Origin of the sequence: Kribbella sp. (assembly GCF_035655035.1) — a bacterium.
In the GTDB taxonomy this organism is placed as follows: Bacteria; Actinomycetota; Actinomycetes; order Propionibacteriales; family Kribbellaceae; genus Kribbella.
The window spans coordinates 1-4308 of sequence record NZ_DASRVN010000281.1; the positions used below are offsets into that span (position 1 = coordinate 1).

The window sequence follows — 4308 nt, forward strand, 5'->3', positions numbered from 1 at the left end:
CGTACGACGGCCGCACCCTGACCGGTGTCGTCCGGAGCACCTGGCTGCACGGCGTACCCGTCGACCTCGCCGCCGACCCGCGCGGCCGCCTGCTGACCCGAGGAGAACGATGAGCTTCTATGCCCCGAAGGGCGGCCTGCCGCCGCAGACCGACCTGACCACCGACCGCGCGGTCTTCACCGAGGCGTACGCCGTGCTGCCGCGCGGGACGATGACCGACATCGTCACCAGCCGGCTGCCGTTCTGGGACGACACCCGGTTGTGGGTGATCGCGCGGCCGCTGTCCGGGTTCGCGGAGACGTTCTCGCAGTACATCGTCGAGGTCGCGCCTGGTGGCGGCAGTGACAAGCCGGAGACCGACCCGGGGGCCGAGGCCGTGCTGTTTGTTGTCTCAGGCAACATTGTGCTGACCGTCGCGGGGGAGAAGCACACGCTGACGCCCGGCGGGTACGCGTACCTGCCGCCGGGCGGGGACTGGACGGTGCGGAACACGAGCGACGCGCCGACCACGTTCCACCTGGTGCGGAAGGCGTACGAGCGGGTCGAGGGGATCGACGTACCGCCCGCGCTGGTCACCAACGAGGCGGACGTCGAGGGCCGGGAGATGCCGGACACGAACGGCGCCTGGCAGACGCAGCGGTTCGTGGACCCGGACGACGTCCGGCACGACATGCACGTGAACATCGTGACGTTCGAGCCGGGCGGGGTGATCCCGTTCCCGGAGACGCACGTGATGGAGCACGGGCTGTACGTGCTGGAGGGCAAGGCGATCTACCTGCTGAACAAGGACTGGGTCGAGGTCCAGGAGGGCGACTTCATGTGGCTGCGCGCCTTCTGCCCCCAGGCCTGCTACGCCGGCGGCCCCGGCCGCTTCCGGTACCTCCTCTACAAGGACGTCAACCGCCACCCCAAGCTCACCCTCTGAGGGTCGGCAGGTCGACAGTACGTATACGACCACTGCGGGCGTGCGTACGCCTGCGGTCGGCTGTCGTGGACGTATACGTACTGTCCAGCCGCCGCGTTCAGCCGGCGATGCGGACCGGGCGGGCGGGTGGGGTCAGCGGGTCGGTGACCAGGCGGGCGTGGCGTTCCACGTCGTACCGGGTGCCGTCGAAGGCGAGGCGCTGGCGTTCGATGCCCTCGGAGAGGAAGCCCGCGCCGGCGGCGACCGAGCAGCCGGCCTGGTTGCCGAGCTGGTGACCGAGCTCCAGGCGGTACAACCCCGCCTCGTGGTGCGCCCAGCCGGCGAGAGCGCGCAGGGCGTCCCGGGCAACCCCTTTCCCGCGGACGTCGGCGAGCGTCCAGTACCAGGTCCACCCGACCCGGTGCCGATCGATGTTCGTCACCGCCACGCACCCGATCGGATGGTCGTCCGCATCCGCCACCGCGTACACATGCCCGTTGTCCAGGTCCGCGACCCGCCCGATCCAGTCCACCGCGGACGCCCGATCCACGATCCCGCCCTGGTCCACCATCGCCGGATCGTCATGCGCCGCCGCCAGCCGCAACGCATCACCAGTCCGCCACCGCCGAAGCCCGAGCTCCCCGAGCACGTATCCCATCCATCGAAAATACCCCCGCCCCCACCCCACCAACCCACCGCACGGCGCGTTCAGCTCGCCGACGGGAGAGGATAAGGCGTATGGGATATGTGGATTTCAGGGATCAGGTCGTGGTGGTTACCGGGGCCAGTAGTGGGATCGGGGCTGCGGCGGCGGTGGGATTCGCGGAGAGCGGGGCCACCGTGGCGCTGCATTACCACCGGAACGAGGAGGGGGCGAAGCACACCGTCGGGGCGGTGCAGACCGCTGGTGGTACGGCGTCGTTGCATCAGGCGGATCTGGCTGATTCGAAGGCGGCGGACGCGTTCGTGGACGAGGTGCTCGCGCAGCACGGGCGGATCGACGTACTCGTGAACAACGCGGGCGACCTGGTGCACCGGTCGGCGATCGCCGACGTACCGGACGAGGAGTTCCACCGGATCCTGGACGTCAACCTGACCTCGGTGTTCGCGCTCAGCCGGCGGATCGTGCCGGTGTTCAAGGAGCAGGGCGGCGGGTCGATCATCAACGTCACGTCGATCGCCGGGCGGACCGGTGGTGCGGGTGGGTCGGTGGTCTATGCCACGTCGAAGGGTGCGGTGAGTACGTTCACCCGCGGTCTGGCCAAGGAGCTCGCGCCGGACGGGATCCGGGTGAACGCGATCGCGCCCGGCGTGATCAAGACCCCGTTCCACGATCGGCACACCGGCGACGCGCAGCTGCAGGCGATGCTCGCGACGATCCCGATGGGCCGCACGGGTACGCCGCACGAGTGCGTGGGGACGATCCTGTTCCTCGCCTCCGAGCGGATGGCGTCGTACGTCACCGGGCAGATCATCGAGATCAACGGCGGCCAGCTGACGCCGTAGGCAACTAATTTCGACGGAGCTTGGGTTCGGATGGGCTTGCCAGGAAGGGTGGAGGGTTTCGTCAGGCCTGCTGGCTAACTTCGGGGTTGTCGCAAGCGGTTGATCGCGGCAACAAACCAACCCGAAGGAGAATCTCATGAGCCTGAAGAAGCTCGCCCCGCTCCCGAAGAAGCACCAGGGCCCGAAGCCGGGTGCCTGCCACCAGAAGCCCGCGAAGAAGGCGCCGCGCCGCCGGCCGGTCACGCGCTAGTTCTCCGACGATGGGGCCTGTGATTCCGCAGGCCCCATCGGCGTGTCCGACGGGAGACGGTATGACGATCCGGCAGGCATTCAGAACGTTCTGGCCGCTGACGCGCGGCGACCGGCGCTGGTACGTGCTGGTGTGTTGCTGCGTGATCGCCGCGGCGGTCTGCGAGACCATCGCGATCCTGCTCTTCGGGAACCTGACCGATCACGCACTCGAGCAGGGTTCGCTGCGCGCGTTCTGGCATCCGGCGACCGCGTGGCTGGCGGTCGCGGTCGTCGGCGCGATCATCGGGTACGCCGGGAACTCGCTGGCGTTCTGGAGCGGCGAACGGTTCGTACGACGACTGCGGGCGCACGTGTTCGCGCAGGTGCAGGAGCTGTCGCCGGACTTCTTCCGGCGGTACCGGCGGGGCGATCTGGTCGAGCGGCTGAGCGGTGACGTCGAGGCGATCGAGCAGCTGGTGGTGTCGTCGACGATCGGCGTGCTGTCGGCGGTGTTTCGCGTCGTACTGTTCTCGGCCGCGGCGTTCTGGTTGCGGTGGGACCTTGCGCTGGTCACGTTCGTACTGGCTCCGCTGTTGTGGCTGGCGGCGAAGGTGTTCTCCGGCCCGATCCGGCGGTTCGCGCGGTCCGAACGGGTGGCGGACGGCGCGATCACGTCGGTACTGGAGGAGTCGCTCGGCGCGATCGAGCTCACCCAGGCGTACAACCGGTCGCCGGCCGAGGAGCGGCGGCTGGATCGCGAGGCGGTCGCGTGGATGCGGGCGTCGGTGGGCGGCGCGCGGCGGAGTGAGCTGTACGAGCAGGTCGTCGAAGTACTGGAAACCCTGTGCGTGCTCGGGGTGATCGGGCTGGGCGTGTGGGAGATCTCGCGCGGGCGGATGACGCTCGGGGCGTTGCTGTCGTTCGCGGCGTTCCTCGGATACCTGTACCCGCCGCTGCGCAGTCTCGGCGAGCTCAACCTGACCGCGACCGCCGCTACCGCCGCGACCGAGCGGCTTGACGAACTGCTGTCCGCCGAGCCGGCGATCACGGACCCGGTGCACCCGGTCGAGCTGGTGCAGGTGCGCGGGCGGGTCGAGTTCGACCGGGTCGGGTTCCGCTACCGGGACGTGGACGTGCTGACGGACTTCCGGCTGACCGTGGAGCCCGGCGAGTTCGTCGTACTCACCGGACCGAGCGGCATCGGCAAGTCGACGATCGCGAAGCTCCTGCTCCGCTTCCAGGACCCGACCGCCGGCGAGATCCGGCTGGACGGCGTACCGCTGAAGTCCCTGCAGGTACGGCGCGTGCGCGACATCGTGACGCTCCTCCCACAGCAGACCGTCATCCTCCCCGGCACGATCCGCACCAACCTGACGTACGGCCGCCCCGACGCCACACCAGACGAGCTCATCGCCGCCGCCCGAACCGCGCACGCCCACGACTTCATCACCGCCCTACCCGACGGCTACGACACCCCACTCACCCCATCGTCCCCCACCCTCTCCGGCGGCCAACTGAAACGCCTGACCCTAGCCAGAGCCCTCCTCCGCAACACCCCAGTCCTCCTCTTGGACGAACCAACCACCGGCCTCGACGCCCCCACAGCCCACCACCTCATCCAATCCCTCCCCACCACCCGAACCACAATCCTCATAACCCACGACCAC

Annotated in this window: 4 protein-coding genes; 3 read left to right on the plus strand and 1 reads right to left on the minus strand. The window is 69.1% G+C overall.

What is annotated here, in order from left to right; all coding sequences use genetic code 11:
- The first annotated feature begins 109 nt into the window (after nt 1-109).
- Nucleotides 110-925, plus strand: coding sequence for a bifunctional allantoicase/(S)-ureidoglycine aminohydrolase (locus VFF46_RS16280; protein ID WP_325037962.1), 816 nt, complete (start codon nt 110-112; stop codon nt 923-925).
- Between the two features lie 97 nt (nt 926-1022).
- Here the strand turns inward: VFF46_RS16280 and VFF46_RS16285 are convergent, their stop codons facing one another.
- Nucleotides 1023-1562 carry a GNAT family N-acetyltransferase gene (locus tag VFF46_RS16285; RefSeq protein WP_325037963.1) on the minus strand — a complete coding sequence of 180 codons (540 nt, stop codon included), beginning with the start codon at nt 1560-1562 and terminating at the stop codon, nt 1023-1025.
- Nucleotides 1563-1642: 80 nt separating this feature from the next.
- On the opposite strand from VFF46_RS16285, the gene VFF46_RS16290 reads away from it, so the two are divergent.
- Both VFF46_RS16290 and VFF46_RS16295 read left to right on the plus strand, forming a co-directional pair.
- Nucleotides 1643-2410 carry an SDR family NAD(P)-dependent oxidoreductase gene (locus VFF46_RS16290; RefSeq protein WP_325037964.1) on the plus strand — a complete coding sequence of 256 codons (768 nt, stop codon included), beginning with the start codon at nt 1643-1645 and terminating at the stop codon, nt 2408-2410.
- A gap of 311 nt (nt 2411-2721) precedes the next feature.
- The coding region (locus tag VFF46_RS16295) for an ABC transporter ATP-binding protein (RefSeq protein ID WP_325037965.1) at nt 2722-4308 on the plus strand (1587 nt) is incomplete at its 3' end.